The sequence below is a fragment of the Streptomyces sp. NPDC058257 genome, assembly GCF_042881845.1.
Classification (GTDB): domain Bacteria; phylum Actinomycetota; class Actinomycetes; order Streptomycetales; family Streptomycetaceae; genus Streptomyces.
The window spans coordinates 121679-136000 of record NZ_JBHVXJ010000013.1 but is presented as its reverse complement, the minus strand read 5'-3'; the positions used below and the strand labels follow the sequence as shown (position 1 = coordinate 136000).

General features: G+C 70.0%; 13 protein-coding genes. 8 read left to right on the top strand and 5 right to left on the bottom strand.

What is annotated here, in order from left to right; all coding sequences use genetic code 11:
• Window positions 1-94 precede the first annotated feature (94 nt).
• Window positions 95-1303: an MFS transporter gene (locus ACFVXC_RS28105; protein ID WP_389910343.1), complete on the top strand. Its 1209-nt coding sequence runs from the start codon at window positions 95-97 to the stop codon at window positions 1301-1303.
• Here the strand turns inward: ACFVXC_RS28105 and ACFVXC_RS28100 are convergent.
• From ACFVXC_RS28100 to ACFVXC_RS28090, 3 genes are all read right to left on the bottom strand, one after another.
• Complete coding sequence (locus ACFVXC_RS28100) at window positions 1278-2630, bottom strand: S28 family serine protease (RefSeq protein ID WP_389910340.1); 1353 nt, start codon at window positions 2628-2630, stop codon at window positions 1278-1280. The genes ACFVXC_RS28105 and ACFVXC_RS28100 overlap by 26 nt on opposite strands.
• A 128-nt stretch (window positions 2631-2758) precedes the next feature.
• Entirely contained in the window at window positions 2759-3925 is a 1167-nt protein-coding gene (locus ACFVXC_RS28095; RefSeq protein WP_389910337.1) for a hypothetical protein, read from the bottom strand.
• Window positions 3922-4875 (bottom strand): 5-dehydro-4-deoxyglucarate dehydratase, encoded by a 954-nt coding sequence (locus ACFVXC_RS28090; protein WP_389910334.1) that lies wholly within the window; start codon window positions 4873-4875, stop codon window positions 3922-3924. Before ACFVXC_RS28090 ends, ACFVXC_RS28095 begins: the two co-directional genes overlap by 4 nt.
• A gap of 294 nt (window positions 4876-5169) precedes the next feature.
• Here ACFVXC_RS28090 and ACFVXC_RS28085 point away from each other — a divergent pair, with 294 nt between their 5' ends.
• The 7 genes from ACFVXC_RS28085 (at window position 5170) to ACFVXC_RS28055 (ending at window position 12727) form a co-directional block, all read left to right on the top strand.
• On the top strand, window positions 5170-5979 hold the full coding sequence (locus ACFVXC_RS28085; protein ID WP_389910331.1) for an NAD-dependent epimerase/dehydratase family protein: 810 nt from the start codon (window positions 5170-5172) through the stop codon (window positions 5977-5979).
• A gap of 269 nt (window positions 5980-6248) precedes the next feature.
• Complete coding sequence (locus ACFVXC_RS28080) at window positions 6249-7019, top strand: DeoR/GlpR family DNA-binding transcription regulator (protein WP_389910329.1); 771 nt, start codon at window positions 6249-6251, stop codon at window positions 7017-7019.
• A 150-nt stretch (window positions 7020-7169) separates the two neighbouring features.
• Window positions 7170-8540 (top strand): ABC transporter substrate-binding protein, encoded by a 1371-nt coding sequence (locus ACFVXC_RS28075; protein WP_389910326.1) that lies wholly within the window; start codon window positions 7170-7172, stop codon window positions 8538-8540.
• Window positions 8537-9490 carry a carbohydrate ABC transporter permease gene (locus tag ACFVXC_RS28070; RefSeq protein WP_389910323.1) on the top strand — a complete coding sequence of 318 codons (954 nt, stop codon included), beginning with the start codon at window positions 8537-8539 and terminating at the stop codon, window positions 9488-9490. The genes ACFVXC_RS28075 and ACFVXC_RS28070 overlap by 4 nt, the downstream gene beginning before the upstream one ends.
• Complete coding sequence (locus tag ACFVXC_RS28065; protein WP_389910321.1) at window positions 9487-10356, top strand: carbohydrate ABC transporter permease; 870 nt, start codon at window positions 9487-9489, stop codon at window positions 10354-10356. Before ACFVXC_RS28070 ends, ACFVXC_RS28065 begins: the two co-directional genes overlap by 4 nt.
• The gene (locus ACFVXC_RS28060; protein WP_389910318.1) at window positions 10353-11342 is read left to right on the top strand and encodes a zinc-dependent alcohol dehydrogenase family protein; all 990 of its coding nucleotides are present in this window, start codon (window positions 10353-10355) and stop codon (window positions 11340-11342) included. The genes ACFVXC_RS28065 and ACFVXC_RS28060 overlap by 4 nt, the downstream gene beginning before the upstream one ends.
• A 125-nt stretch (window positions 11343-11467) precedes the next feature.
• Window positions 11468-12727, top strand: a complete 1260-nt coding sequence (locus ACFVXC_RS28055) for a TerD family protein (RefSeq protein ID WP_389910632.1) — start codon at window positions 11468-11470, stop codon at window positions 12725-12727.
• 144 nt (window positions 12728-12871) lie between these two features.
• Here ACFVXC_RS28055 and ACFVXC_RS28050 read toward each other — a convergent pair whose 3' ends face one another.
• Both ACFVXC_RS28050 and ACFVXC_RS28045 read right to left on the bottom strand, forming a co-directional pair.
• Window positions 12872-13099, bottom strand: a complete 228-nt coding sequence (locus ACFVXC_RS28050; protein ID WP_135329399.1) for a CarD family transcriptional regulator — start codon at window positions 13097-13099, stop codon at window positions 12872-12874.
• A gap of 178 nt (window positions 13100-13277) precedes the next feature.
• Window positions 13278-14300, bottom strand: a complete 1023-nt coding sequence (locus ACFVXC_RS28045) for a 1-aminocyclopropane-1-carboxylate deaminase (protein ID WP_389910315.1) — start codon at window positions 14298-14300, stop codon at window positions 13278-13280.
• Between the last annotated feature and the right edge of the window lie 22 nt (window positions 14301-14322).

Below are 14322 nucleotides of genomic sequence, written 5' to 3'. Positions count from 1 at the left end.
ATCGCCGACCGGCGCACGGGCCCACCGAGATCTACGGGATCTACCGCACCTGCCCTATGCCGACCCGGGGGCCTTAGAACCACCATCATCTGCCATGACAACGACGATCACGCGGATCCTGCGCAACCGCGACGCGAGCCTCTGTCTGGGCGCGGTGGTGGTCTCCGGCTTCGGGAGCTCCGCGATGTGGCTGGTGGCCGGGATCTGGGTGAAGCAGCTGACCGGCTCGGACGGCCTGGCGGCCCTCTGCGCGTTCGCCCTCTGGGCCCCGGCCCTGGCCGGCCCCCTCCTGGGCACGATCGCCGACCGCACCCGCCGCAGACCCCTGCTCATCGGCACGAACCTGACTCTGGGCGCCCTGCTGACCTCCCTCCTCCTCGTCGACTCCACGAGCACCCTGTGGATCCTCTACGCGGTGCTCTTCCTGTACGGGGCGTGCGGCACCGTCACCGACGCGGCGGAGGCGGCGCTGGTGACGGCGGCCGTCGGCAAGGACCTGACGGGGGACTTCAACGGCCTGCGGATGTCCGCGAACGAGGGCATGAAGCTGCTCGCCCCACTCGCCGGAGCGGGCCTCTTCGCCGCCTGCGGAGGCGCCCGGGTGGCGCTCCTGGACGCCGCCACCTTCGTACTCGCGGCCGGGATGTTCACGCTGCTGCGCGTGCGCGAGGACGCACCCGTGCGCGACGCGTCGGGATGGCGGGCCAGGACCGCGGAAGGCGCACGCTACTTGTGGGGCAGTCCGCGGCTGCGCCCCCTGGTCCTCGCGGGCGGCCTGACCATGCTGACCTCGGGGATCAGCGGGGCGGCCGTCTACGCGGTCGTGGAGGGGCTTGGCCGCTCCCCCGCGTACACCGGTGTGCTGTACGTCGTGCAGGGCGCCGGTTCTGTCGTGGTCGGCGTCTCTTCGGGTGCGCTGATGCGGCGCTTGGGAGGGCGCAGGTTCGGCGGGGCGGGCATCGCGCTCACCGCGCTCGCCGTGGTTCTGCACGCGCTGCCGTACGACGCGACGGCCCTGGCGGGCAGCTTCGCCAACGGCCTCGGCCTGCCCTGCGTGCTGATCGCGGGCATGACGGCGGTACAGCGCGGGACACCGCGGGCGCTGCTCGGCCGCGCGGCGGCGACCGCGAGCACCCTGATGTTCACGCCGACCGCCCTAGGCATCGCGCTGGGCGCGGGCCTCGTGGAGAGCGTCGGCTACCGCGTCCTGCTGCCGGTCCTCGCGGGGGCGCGGCTGCTGATCGCCGCGCCCCTGCTCAAGAACTCTCCGGTGGCGGCTACTTCACGTTCGCCCAGCGCTTGATGGTCGCGACGGCCTCGGCCTGTTCGGCGGCGGGCAGCTTGGCGATGGAGGCGCCGTGGTTGGAGCCCGGGACCTCGTAGCGGTAGGAGTCGCGGTGGCTCGGCTTGAACTTCTCCGCGCTCCACGGGTCGTTCTGGCCGTAGACGAACATCATCCGCTGGCCTCGGGTCTTCACCCAGCGGTCGACGTCGGCGGTGGTCCTGTTGTCGTACGAGCCGCGCATCGACTCGGGAAGGACCGAGTTGGGCTGGTAGATGTCGGGGTAGTGGCGCACGTCCTTGAGGTGCTTGAACTTCAGGTCGGCCCAGCCGAGCTGGGTGGCGGCCTGACGGTAGTAGGGGCCTGTGCCGTTCGTGCCGAGGGTCTCGTCCTGGTAGACGCTGAAGCCGTGCTTCTTCGACCAGTCGTAGAGCTCGTCGTCGGTCGCCTTCTTGGCGTCGGGCACGGTCGGGCAGTTGTCGATGGTGCCGCTCTGCCAGAAGTTCCACACCTGGTCGAGCACCGCGAACTCATAGGCCCGGTCGGTGGTGCCGAGGGTCTCATCGAAGGTGTCGCCCGCGGCCTTCGCGTCCGCCTCGAACTTGGGCAGCAGCGCCTCACGCCGTACGAGCATCTCGCGCTGCACGGCGTTCAGCGCGGTCCGGCACTCGGCCGTGCCGACGGTCCTGAAGAACCGCTCGTAGCCGCTGTCGTCGCGGTTGTTCGCGTCGTTCGGTGCCACGAACGCGACGACCGCGTCCAGGTCGCCGGGGTGGAAACGCTCGTGGTAGGTGGCCGTCATGCCGCCCTTGCTGGCGCCCGTGCCGAGCCACTTGCCCTTCTCGATGCCGCGCAGCGCCCGGGTCAGACGGTGCTCGTCGGCGGCCTCCTGCTGGATCGTGAGCTTGGACCAGTCCGACGCCGCCGGGCCCGAGGGGCGTGACTGCTCGAAGTAGCGGTGCTCGACGCTGACCTGGTTGGCGTCGATCAGCTTGGTGAGGGCGGTGGTGTTGGACGCCAGGGTGTAGCCGCCGGTGTAGAGGACGGTCGGCTTGTCCGTGGCCTTGTGCCAGAGCGTGGCGCGCTGGGTGAACGTGCCGGCGCCGGGGTCGTGGTGGTCGACGGGCTGGGTGTACGTGAGGCTGTAGAAGGGGTAGCCCTCTCTGTCGGCCACGGAGACGACCTTCATGCCGGGGATCTTCTCCAACTGCTCCCGGATGTCGGCCTTGGTGTCCGCGGCGGACGGTCTCGCGTCACCCTGCGCGGTCGCGGGCACTGCCCCGCCGAGCACGGCGGCGCCCGCCATGAATCCGGCACAGACCAGCGCGGATATCCCCTTGTTGCGCACCTTGTCCCCTTGTCGTCTTGCCGTCGGCCCGCCGTGCCCTGTCCGCTCGTGCCCTGTCCGCTCGTGGCCGGCGCGACGGTGTTGTGGTGCGCGGATGGTAACCGCTTCCACTTCTGGTGCGACAGAGGCTATTTGAGGTGTTCCAGGGCCTTGGTCACTTGGGCGAGATCCGCGTCGGAGGCCAGACCGGCGTGGTAGAGCCGCAGTTCGTCGGCGCCCAGGGTGCGCGCGTGCGCGGCGTCGGCGGCGAGCGTCGCGGGGCTGCCGCCCATGCCGGAGACCACGGTGAGGTTCGCGGCGAGGGTGGTGCGGGCCGTGCGGTGTGCGTCGAAGGGGGTCAGGGCCTGGGCGCCGCCCGTGCAGGGCACGACCACGCCGTCGGCCACGGAGAGGATGTGCTCCGGGTCGACTCCGGCGTTGGCGCCGCAGTGGTACGCCACCGGGTCGGCGTGCAGCAGCACCTGGAAGCCGTCCGGCGCCGCGGCGCGCACTGCGGCGATCGCCGCCTCCTGGAGAGTGCGGGCGGTTTCCTCGCGCCACGCGCGCGTGGCGGTCGCCCTCTCGGCGCCGATGAGCTTCTCCACCCCCTCCCAGCCGCCGGGCTGCTCGTCGCCGCGCCAGACGGGCTCCAGGGCACGGCGGACCCCGGCCGCGAGCTCATCGGGGGCGAGCCCTTGTCGGGCGTACCCGGCACGGCAGTCCGCGCAGAAGCACAGCGACATCAGATACTGCGCGGCCTCGCCGAGCGCCACTCCCGCGATCTTGTCGTGGGCGTGCAGATGCGCGAGGCCGTACCAGCCGAGGGATTCCAGTTCGGTGCCGCGTGCGCCGGGGCGGACGGCGGCCTCCGCCGCGAGGTCGACGAGGTACGCGCGCGTGGCGGGCCGCGCGATGCAGGGGGCCCAGGGGTAGCGGTCTGCGTAGGCGTTGACGACGGAGGTGTCCGGGTGGTCGGCGCCCATACGGGAGTTGTGGGCGAGGACGACCCAGGTGTGCACGTCGAGCCCGGCGGCCGCCAGTGCGTCGGCGGCCTCCCCGTAGGCGTCGCCGGGGGCCCAGTCTCCGGCCGCGTACGGGCGCAGTTGGCGTCCCTGCCACCGGTCACCGGGCTCGTACAGGACCGCCGCGTGTTCGGCGGTGACGATGCGGTGGCGGGGGTGGCGGGGGGTCAGCGCGCGCGTGGAGTGGTACGCGGAGGCGAGGGTGACCTGCTGGACGCCGAGGTCCGCGACGCGCGCGGGTGCCTCGGGGTCGCCGACGACGTCCCAGGGGTAGAGGAAAGCGGAGGTTCTCACGCGCTCTCCTCCCGCACCAGGGCGCGCCCGCGCTCGGTCAGTTCGGCGAGGCGCTTGATGTGTTCGTCGGCGGGTTCGTGCAGCGGCGTCCGCACGCCGCCGACGTCGAGCCCGGCCATGCGTACGCCCGCCTTGACGAGGGAGACGGCGTATCCGCGGCCCTCGGCGCGCAGCTCCACGAAGGGCCGGTAGAAGCCGTCGATGAGGCGGTTCACGAGGGCGTCACCCTCGGCGGTCCCGGCGTTGAAGGCGCGGTGGAAGGCGAGCGCGATGTCGGGCGCGAAGCAGAAGACCGCCGACGAGTAGAGCGTGACGCCGACGCCGCGGTAGGCGAGCCCGGTCAGCTCGGCGGTGGGCAGGCCGTTGAAGTAGAGGAATTCCCCGGGGACTTCCGCGCGCACGGCGCTGACGATGCGCTGCATCAGGTCCATGTCGCCGAGGCCGTCCTTGAAGCCGATGACGCCCTCGGTACGGGCGAGCTCGACCACCGTCTCCGGGGTGAACACGGCGTTGTCGCGCTGGTAGACGATGATGTCGAGCGAGGTCGCCGCGGCCAGTTCGGCGTAGTGCGCGAGCAGTCCCTCCTGCCCGGCGACGACGAGGTAGGGCGGCATCGCGAGCAGCCCGTCGGCACCGGCCTCCTCGGCGAGCTTCGCGTACCGTACGGCGAGCGCCGTGCCGTACCCCGCGCCCGCCACGACCGGGACCCGGCCCGCCGACTCCTCGGTGGCCGCGGCGACGCACGCCCGGAACTCCTCGGGCGTCAGGGCGTGGAACTCGCCGGTGCCGCAGCAGGCGAACACGGCGGCCGCGCCCGCCTCGATGCCCGCGCGCACGTGCGCGCGGTAGACGTCGAGGTCGACGGAGCCGTCAGGACCGTAGGCGGTGACCGGGAAGAACAGCGGCCCGCTGGGGACATTGAGTCGATCGGCGAGGGTTGCTGACGTCACGGGCTCTCCCTAAGCGTGCACGTTTCTGATCCACGTCCATATTTCTGAACAGACCCACGCTAAGCCGCCTCCGGAGCCCCGGTCAAGCGCCGAGGCCCGCCGGGGATCAACAAGAGATAGGCAAGAGATCGACAAGAGAAGCGTGATTCAAGAGCGGATCCGCCGCCTCCGTACGACACTTGACTCGAAGAGGCATTGATCTCTAGCTTGTCCACAGATGTGAATGCTGTACGCACACGCGAACGCAGTCGCTGATCAGTCCCTGAGCAGCCCCTGATCCGAGGAGACCCCCTCATGCCCGCTCCCCGCACCATCCTGCTCACCGGCGCCGCGGGCGGCCTCGGCACCTTGATGCGGGGGCTGCTTCCGGCCTACGGCTACCGACTGCGACTGCTCGACGTGCTGCCCATCGACGGCGAGCCCGACGCGATCACGGCGGACCTGGCCGACAAGAAGGCGCTGCGGGAGGCCGTGCGGGGCGTCGACGCGGTCATCCACCTCGCGGGCATCTCCCTGGAGGCGTCCTTCGACAAGATCCTGCGGGCCAACATCGAGGGGACGTACAACCTCTACGAAGCGGCCCGCGAGGAGGGCGTCCGCCGGGTCGTCTTCGCGTCGTCGAACCACGCGCTCGGGTTCACCCCGCGGCCCGTCGGGGACGATCCGCTGATCGCGGTGGACGCGCCGCGCCGCCCCGACACCTTCTACGGCCTGTCGAAGTCCTTCGGCGAGGATCTCGCCCAGTTCTACTGGGACAAGCATGGGGTGGAGACCGTCTCGGTGCGGATCGGTTCGTGCTTCCTGGAGCCGTCGAGCGTGCGGATGCTGTCGGTCTGGATGAGCCCCGGGGACGGCGCCCGACTCTTCGACGCGGCGTTGACCGCGCCCGCCGTGGGGCACACGGTGGTCTACGGATCGTCCGCGAACACACGGCTGTGGTGGGACCTCTCGTCGGCCCGCGCGCTCGGCTACGAGCCGCAGGACGACTCCGAGCAGTACGCGCGGAAGCTGGTCGCCGAGCAGGGAGAACTGGACCCCGCGAACCCGGACCACGCGAACCTGGGGGGTCACTTCTGCACGAACCCTCCAGTCTGGCCGTACTGAGCACTCGGCCCTACCGGCGCCCGGACAGACCGAAACCAGCCCTTCCGGTGGGGGAAGAACAGCCGTCCGAACCCCACCCGGGCATCAAACGGGCACCTCGAACACCCCGAACGGGCACCCCTCGCGCCCGAAGCAGAGGCCGCAGCCCTGCCAAGCGGGCACATGCGGGCACCATCGTCTCCACTCCGAGCCTGTTCACACACCGTCCCCCGCTGTAGAACTTCCCCACAGGGCCCGAACGGGCACAGCGAGGGAAGGCGGCGGCACCCATGACCGCGGAAGAGCGCCAGCGGGAGATCGTCCGGGCGGCACGGAACTCCGGCTCCGTGGACGTCACCGCACTCGCCACCAAACTGGGTGTCGCCAAAGAGACCGTCCGCCGTGACCTGCGCGCCCTGGAGGACCACGGCCTGGTCCGCCGCACGCACGGCGGCGCCTACCCCGTGGAGAGCGCGGGCTTCGAGACGACCCTCGCGTTCCGCACCACCATGCACGTCCCCGAGAAGAGGCGGATCGCCACCGCGGCCGCCGACCTCCTCGGCGACGCCGAAACAGTCTTCGTCGACGAGGGCTTCACCCCACAGCTCATCGCCGAGGCTCTCCCCGAAGCGGCCAAGGGCCGCCCCCTGACCGTCGTCACCGCGTCCCTGGCCACCGCGGGCGTCCTCGCCGAGGCCGACAACATGTCGGTCCTCCTCCTCGGCGGCCGTGTCCGTCCGGGCACCCTCGCGACCGTCGACCACTGGACGACGCGCATGCTGGCCGGATTCGTGATCGACCTCGCGTACATCGGGGCCAACGGCATCTCCCGCGAGCACGGCCTGACCACGCCCGACCCCGCGGTCAGCGAGGTGAAGACGCAGGCCATCCGGGCGTCACGGCGCACCGTGTTCACGGGCGTGCACACCAAGTTCGGGGCGACGAGCTTCTGCAGGTTCGCGCACGTCGGCGAGCTGGAGTCGATCGTCACGAGCACACAGCTGCCCGCATCCGAGGCGCACCGCTACTCGCTCCAGGGCCCGCAGGTCATCCGCGTCTGACACACCCCACCCGCTCACCCTCCACTCCCCCTTCCTCCCGCTGCCCCTCTCCTCCCACTCCCCCGCCCACCTCTCGTGATTCCGCGCGCCCACATTCGCCTAGACGCACCCCCTCACATCCCATAAGTCCCCATACGTCCAGGAGCATTCATGCGAACCCAGAGCCGACGGAGGTCGCGCGCACTCGCCGCGGCAGCCGCAGGGACGCTGCTTGCCCCGCTGCTCTCCGGCTGCTGGGCCGGGGCGGGCGGGACCGGTTCCGGCGACTCCATCAACGTACTGATGGTGAACAACCCGCAGATGGTCGAACTGCAGAAGCTCACCGCCGACCACTTCACCAAGGAAACGGGCATCAAGGTGAACTTCACCGTCCTGCCCGAGAACGACGTCCGCGACAAGATCAGCCAGGACTTCGCCAACCAGGCAGGGCAGTACGACGTCGCCACGCTCTCCAACTACGAGATCCCGATCTACGCCAAGAACGACTGGCTGCACGAACTGGGCTCGTACACCAAGAAGGACAAGGCGTACGACGAGAAGGACGTACTGCCGCCCATGCGCCAGTCCCTCACCGGCGACGACGGCAAGCTCTACGGGCAGCCCTTCTACGGAGAGTCGTCCTTCCTGATGTACCGGAAGGACGTGTTCAAGAAGGCCGGGCTCACCATGCCGAAGAAACCCACCTGGCAGCAGGTGGCGAAGCTGGCGGGTGACGTCGAAGGCGCCGGTGCCCAGTCCGGCATGAAGGGCATCTGTCTGCGCGGGCTCCCGGGCTGGGGCGAGTTGATCGCGCCCCTGACAAGCGTGGTGAACACCTTCGGAGGGACCTGGTTCGACAAGGACTGGACGGCCCGCCTCGACTCACCCGAGTTCAAGAAGGCGACACAGTTCTACGTGGACCTCGTGCGCGAGCACGGCGAGTCCGGAGCCGCTCAGTCCGGCTACGCCGAGTGCCTGAACAACCTCACCCAGGGCAAGACCGCCATGTGGTACGACGCCACGGCCGCCGCCGGTTCGCTGGAGGCCGCCAAGTCCCCGGTCAAGGGCAAGATCGGCTACGTACCGGCGCCCGTGGAGAAGACCAAGAGCTCCGGCTGGCTCTACACCTGGGCGTGGGGCCTGCAGAAGGCCTCGCACAACCCGGACAAGGCGTGGAAGTTCGTCTCCTGGGCGTCCAGCAAGGAGTACGAGCAGCTGGTCGGCGAGAAGATCGGCTGGTCCAACGTCCCGGCGGGCAAGCGCTCGTCGACGTACGAGAATCCCGAGTACCGCAAGGAAGCCGCCGCGTTCCAGGATGTCACCCACGACGCCATCGAGGGCGCGCGGCCGACCGATCCGGGCGTGCAGCCGCGGCCCGCGCCCGGCATCCAGTTCGTCGGCATCCCCGAGTTCACCGACCTCGGCACGAAGGTCTCCCAGGAGATCAGCGCGGCCATCGCCGGGCGCCAGTCCGTCGAATCGGCCCTCAAGAAGTCACAGAAGCTCGCCGAGAAGATCGCCGAGGAGTACGAGGGACGATGACCGCCACCGCGAGTACCCCCGATGTCGCGCCCAAGACCGCGCGCACCCCAGGACCCAAGGCGCCAGGGAGGCTGCGCGCCTGGGCCACCAGGGCCCCGCTCCTGCCCGCCCTGATCTTCATGGTCGTCGTGACCCAGCTGCCGTTCGTGGCCACGCTGGTGATCTCCTTCTTCGACTGGAACGCGCTCTACCCCGACGCCCGCAGCTTCACCGGATTCGGCAACTACTCCGAGGTCCTCACCGACCCGGACCTGCGCAAGTCCGTCCTGACGACCATCGTGCTCACGGCCACCGTCGTGATAGCCAGCCTCGTCATCGGCCTCGGCCTCGCCCTGCTCCTGGACCGGAAGTTCCGGGGCCGCGGATTCGTGCGCACGTTGCTCATCGCGCCGTTCCTGCTCGTGCCGGTGGCCGCCGCGCTGCTGTGGAAGCACGTGCTCTACAACCCCGAGTACGGCCTCTTCAACGGCCTGCTGCACTGGGTGGGCGGTGACGGCGCGGCCCAGCCCGACTGGGTCTCCAACACGCCGCTGATCGCCATCGAGGCCTCCCTGATCTGGCAGTGGACGCCCTTCATGATGCTGATCCTGCTCGCGGGACTGCAGAGCCGCGACAGCGAGCTCATCGAGGCGGCCCGCATGGACGGCGCGGGCAGCTGGCAGGTGTTCCGCTATCTGACGCTGCCGCATCTGCGCCGCTATCTGGAGCTCGGCTCGCTGCTCGGCTCGATCTACATCGTGCAGAACTTCGACGCCGTCTTCACGATCACCTCGGGCGGCCTCGGCACCGCCAACCTGCCCTACACCGTCTACCAGAGCTTCTACCAGGCCCACGAGAACGGCCTCGCGTCCGCCGCCGGTGTCCTCGTCGTCATCGGTTCCATCATCATCGCGACCTTCGCGCTGCGGGTCGTCTCGTCCCTGTTCCGTGAGGAGGCGTCCCGCGCATGAGCACCGCCGATACGCGTGTACGTACACAGCCCGGGAGCCGCTTCCGTATTCGCGGCTCCGCCGGCCTCGGCCTGGCCGCCTGGCTCGCCGGAATCCTGTTCTTCCTGCCCATCGCCTGGATGACGCTGACGTCCTTCCACTCGGAGTCGGACGCGGCGACCAATCCCCCCTCGCTCGCCGCCTCGCTCACCCTGGACGGCTACCGCGACTTCTTCGGCACGGGCGGCGGCGCCAGCCCCTGGCCCTCGCTCATCAACTCGACGGTGGCGTCGGTCGCCTCGACCCTCCTCGTGCTGCTCCTCGCGCTGCCCGCCGCGTACGCGCTCTCCATCAGGCCGGTGAAGAAGTGGACGGACGTCCTGTTCTTCTTCCTGTCGACGAAGATGCTGCCGATCGTGGCCGGCCTCCTTCCGATCTATCTCTTCGCCAAGAACACCGAGATGCTCGACAACATCTGGCTGCTCGTCATCCTCTACACGTCGATGAACCTGCCGATCGCGGTGTGGATGATGCAGTCCTTCCTCGCCGAGGTGCCGGTCGCGATCATCGAGGCCGCGCAGATCGACGGGGCACGCCTGCCCACCATCCTCACGCGCGTGGTGGCCCCCATCGCGCTGCCGGGGATCGCGGCGACGTCCCTGATCTGCTTCATCTTCAGCTGGAACGAACTCCTTTTCGCACGGGTGCTCACGGGCGTCGTCGCCCAGACCGCGCCCGTGTTCCTGACCGGCTTCATCACCAGCCAGGGCCTGTTCCTGGCGAAGGTGTGCGCCGCGTCCCTCGTGATCTCCCTGCCGGTGCTCGCCGCAGGGTTCGCCGCCCAGGACAAGCTGGTCCAGGGCCTGTCGTTGGGAGCAGTCAAGTGAAGGCCGCCATCATCGAGTCCGTTGGCAAAGCCGTCGTCGGCGAGGTGCCCGACCCCACCCCGGGGCCGCGCGATGTCGTCGTCGAGGTCGCCGCCTGCGGTCTGTGCGGAACCGACCTGCACATCCTGCAGGGCGAGTTCGCGCCCACGCTGCCGGTGGTCCCGGGGCACGAGTTCGCCGGGGAGGTGGTGGGCCTGGGCCGCGACGTCACGGAGCTCTCGGTCGGCGACCGGGTCGGCGTCGACCCCTCGCTCTACTGTTACGAGTGCCGCTACTGCCGTACCGGCCACAACAACCTCTGCGAGCGCTGGAACGCGATCGGCGTCACCACGGCGGGCGGCGCGGCCCAGTACGCCGTCGCGCCCGTCGCCAACTGCGTGCGGCTCCCCGAGAACGTACGCACCCAGGACGCGGCCCTCATCGAGCCGCTGTCCTGCGCGGTGCGCGGCTACGACGTGCTCCGCGCCCAGCTCGGCTCGCACGTCCTGATCTACGGCTCCGGGACGATGGGCCTGATGATGCTGGAGCTCGCCAAGCGGACGGGCGCGGCGAGCGTGGACATCGTGGACCTCAACGCGGACCGCCTCGCCACGGCCCGTCAGTTGGGCGTCTCGGGGTCGGCCGCCGGTGCGGACGAGCTTGAGCGGCCGCAGGGGTGGGACATCGTCGTCGACGCCACGGGCAACGCGGCGGCGATCCAGGACGGCCTCGGCCGGGTCGCCAAAGCGGGTACGTTCCTGCAGTTCGGGGTGGCCGACTACGCGACACGGGTCAGCATCGACCCGTACAAGATCTACAACCAGGAGATCACCATCACCGGGTCGATGGCGGTCCTGCACAGCTACGAGCGGGCCGCGGAGCTGTTCGCCGCCGGTGTGCTCGACCCTGATGTGTTCATCAGCGACCGGCTGCCGCTGGACTCCTACCCGCAGGCGCTGGAGCGGTTCGCCTCCGGCGTGGGGCGGAAGATCGTGGTGGTTCCGTAGAGCGGCCACAGGCGCCGGACGGGCGGGACCGCGCCCCGTCCGGCGTCCGGGGAGCGCGGGAAAGAAATCTCCGTAGGTAAGGGAACGGCAAAGCCGGGACGTTCGTTACCCCGGACATGACCGCTATGACACCCGGCTCGAACATCCCTCTCACCGCCCCTCGCGTAGCGGTGGACGTCGCCGCACCGGTGCGGCTCGACGTATCGGGCCTGCTGCTCACCGCCGACGGCAAGGTGCGATCCGACGACGACTTCATCTTCTTCAACCAGCCCGCAGGGCCTGGTGTGACCTACCAGTCGGGTGACGGCACGACCCCCGACAAGATCACGGTGGACACCACGGCCGTGCCCGCGGGCATCGAGAAGATCGTCGTCACCGCGAGCCCGGACGCGGCGGGCCAGACCTTCCAGGGCGTCGAGCCCACCGCCACCATCCGCAACGCGGACGACGGGACCGTCCTCGCCACGTTCACTCCCCCGCAGCTCGGTGGCGAGACCGCTCTGGTGATCGTCGAGGTCTATCTGCGCAACGGCGTGTGGAAGGCGCGCGCCGTCGGCCAGGGGTACTCGAACGGCCTGGCCGGCATCGCGACGGACTTCGGCGTCTCGGTCGAGGAGCCCGCGGCCCCGGCCGCTCCGGCCACCGCCGCACCCGCCGCACCCGCCGCACCCGCCGCACCCGCCGCGATGGCGCCCCCGACCGGCTCCCCGGTCCAGGGTCCGCCCCCGCCGGTCGCGGACCCCCGCCTCGCGGCCCCCGCGGCGCCCGCCGCTCCTCCGGCGCCCGCGGCCCCCGCGCCCGGTGCCGGGAAGATCAACCTGGACAAGGGCCGGGTCAGCCTCCAGAAGAACCAGACCGTGTCCCTGGTCAAGGGCGGCAAGCCGCTGCTCTCGCAGGTCAAGATGGGCCTCGGCTGGGAGCCCGCGTACGGCGGCAAGGACATCGACCTGGACGCCTCCGTCATCGCGTACGGCCCGCAGCGCAACCACGTGGACAGCTGCTACTTCGGCAAGCTGTCCATCGTGAACGGCGCGATCAAGCACTCCGGCGACAACCTCACGGGTGAGGGCGGCGGCGACGACGAGGTGATCGTCGTGGACCTGGGGCGTCTGCCGCAGGACGTGACGGGTCTCGTCTTCACGGTGAACTCGTTCTCGGGCCAGAAGTTCACGCAGGTCGCCAAGGCGTACTGCCGCCTGCTCGACGCGGCGACGGGCGAGGAGCTGGTCCGCTTCGACCTCACCAACGCCGAGGCGCAGACGGGCGTGATGATGGCCAAGATGATCAAGCAGTTCAGCGGGGAGTGGGAAATGACCGCCATCGGTGACTTCGTTAAGTCACGGACCGTGCGCGGGATGGTGAAGCCCGCGGCGCAGGCGCTGTAGCCCGCCGCGGTCGGCGCACGGGTGCCCGCGTGGCCCGTGCGGCGCGCGAGGGGACATGCGGGAGCGGTCGGCGGGAAGGGGTGACTCTTCCTGCCGACCGCTCCTTGTCGTGCGGTGCGGACGCGCCCTGAGGCCTGCGTCAGGTCAGAGCTTGGCCAGCTTGGGATAGGGGCTCAGGAACCTTCCCTGGCGGCCTGCGAAGTCGATGACCACTGCTTCTTCGCCTTCGACTCCGACGATCCGTCCGAGTCCGTATTGGTCGTGTGACACCCGGTCGCCCACGGCGAACTGCTCGATGGGCGGTGCGGGCGGCGGCGGAACGTTGAAAGGACTGTTCGGCAGGTGGCGTCGGGTACCGGGGGGCCTCGTCATGTTCTGAGTATGCGCCCTCCGGACCCCGGCGCACCATGCTCCGAGCTCACACGGTCCTCACATCGGCATCAAACCGACACACAATCTCGGTTTCCCCGTAGCGTTACGTAGTTGCTCCGTGGCACCGCGCGCACGCGTGTACCCAGGCGTCTCAGCCGGCTCCCGGCCGCCAGGAGAATCAGAACAAGGCGCTGTAGGCGTTCAGGGCGGGCTGCCCGCCGAGGTGCGCGTACAGGACGGTCGCGTCGCGCGCGATCTCTCCCCTGTCGACCAGGTCGATCATCCCGGCCATCGACTTCCCCTCGTAGACCGGGTCGGTCAGCATGCCCTCCGTGCGGGCCGCGAGCCGCATCGCGTCGAGGGTCGCCTCGTCGGGGAGCCCGTAGGTGCCCGCGTGATAGCGCGCGTCCAGCTCGATGTCGGAGTCCTTCACCTCTGCCTGTACGCCGATGAGTTCCGCCGTGCCGCGCGTGATCCGGGCGATCTGCTCGCGGGTACGGTCGGGGTCGGCGGAGGCGTCTATGCCCAGGACCCGGCGCGGACGGCCGCCCTCCTCCGCGAGCGCGGCGAATCCGGCGACCATCCCCGCCTGCGTCGACCCGGTCACCGAGCAGACCACGACGGTGTCGAAGAAGACCCCCAACTCCTCCTCCTGCTGTGCCACTTCGTACGCCCAGCGCGCGAAGCCCAGACCGCCGAGCCGGTGCTCGGACGCCCCTGCCGGGATCGCGTACGGCCTGCCGCCCGCCTCCTCGACCTCGCGCACAGCCTGCTCCCAGCTGTCCTTGACGCCGATGCCGAATCCGGCGCGTACGAGGCGTACGTCGGCGCCCGCGAGCCTGCTGATGAGGATGTTTCCGACCTTGTCGTAGACGGAGTCGGGCCAGTCGACCCAGCTCTCCTGGACAAGGACGCACTTGAGACCGGCGCGGGCGGCGACGGCCGCGACCTGACGGGTGTGGTTGGACTGGACGCCGCCGATCGACACGAGGGTGTCGCAGCCCTGGGCGAGCGCGTCGGCGACCAGGAACTCCAGCTTTCGCGTCTTGTTTCCGCCGTACGCGATGCCGGAGTTGCAGTCCTCCCGCTTGGCCCAGAGCGCGGCACCGCCCAGGTGGTGGGTGAGGCGGTCCAGGGGGTGGACGGGCGAGGGGCCGAAGAGGAGGGGGTAGCGGGCGTAGGAGTCGAGAGGTGTGGACACGGGGGCCTCCGGGCCGTTCAGG

Coding starts and splice junctions, on each gene's coding strand:
- ACFVXC_RS28105 (WP_389910343.1), top strand. CDS start 95: ATGACAACGACGATCACGCGGATCCTGCGCAACCGCGACGCGAGCCTC.
- ACFVXC_RS28085 (WP_389910331.1), top strand. CDS start 5,170: ATGCCCGCTCCCCGCACCATCCTGCTCACCGGCGCCGCGGGCGGCCTC.
- ACFVXC_RS28080 (WP_389910329.1), top strand. CDS start 6,249: ATGACCGCGGAAGAGCGCCAGCGGGAGATCGTCCGGGCGGCACGGAAC.
- ACFVXC_RS28075 (WP_389910326.1), top strand. CDS start 7,170: ATGCGAACCCAGAGCCGACGGAGGTCGCGCGCACTCGCCGCGGCAGCC.
- ACFVXC_RS28070 (WP_389910323.1), top strand. CDS start 8,537: ATGACCGCCACCGCGAGTACCCCCGATGTCGCGCCCAAGACCGCGCGC.
- ACFVXC_RS28065 (WP_389910321.1), top strand. CDS start 9,487: ATGAGCACCGCCGATACGCGTGTACGTACACAGCCCGGGAGCCGCTTC.
- ACFVXC_RS28055 (WP_389910632.1), top strand. CDS start 11,468: ATGACACCCGGCTCGAACATCCCTCTCACCGCCCCTCGCGTAGCGGTG.
- ACFVXC_RS28050 (WP_135329399.1), bottom strand. CDS start 13,099: ATGACGAGGCCCCCCGGTACCCGACGCCACCTGCCGAACAGTCCTTTC.